This window comes from Paracoccus sp. PAR01 (assembly GCF_014851995.1).
Classification (GTDB): Bacteria; Pseudomonadota; Alphaproteobacteria; order Rhodobacterales; family Rhodobacteraceae; genus Paracoccus; species Paracoccus litorisediminis.
On the sequence record NZ_JACVAW010000104.1, the window covers coordinates 1 to 361 of the forward strand.

A 361-nucleotide genomic window follows, 5' to 3' on the forward strand; every position below is an offset into this window, starting at 1 on the left:
CGTATCGACAATAGTCAGGATCCGCAGCTTCTTGCCCAGAGCCAACTGGTCATGGACAAAATCCATTGCCCAGACATCGTTCGGCCCAACGGCATCAGCGCGATCATCGCGCAGCTTCGCCTTCACCCGCCGTTTTGGGGTTTTATTCCGTAGCTGCAGTCCCAAGGCCCTGTAAACGTTATAGACCATCTTAATGCTGACCTCCCAGCCCTCCCGGTCTAGGACAACGTAAACGGTAAGCGGCGCCTGTGCCCCACCTTCCGCATTTTCACGTGACCTGAGATTTCGCGCCTGATGGAGATTGGGCGGGAGTTTCGCGATGGCGACTACGGTGGAGTTTCTCAGGGACTATGGGGTGGAC

Annotated in this window: 1 pseudogene; it reads right to left on the bottom strand. The window is 56.5% G+C overall.

Going from position 1 to position 361, the window contains the following annotated elements:
- Positions 1–234 (bottom strand): annotated as a pseudogene (locus IB235_RS24875) (IS3 family transposase); the annotation flags it as partial.
- Positions 235–361: the final 127 nt, after the last annotated feature.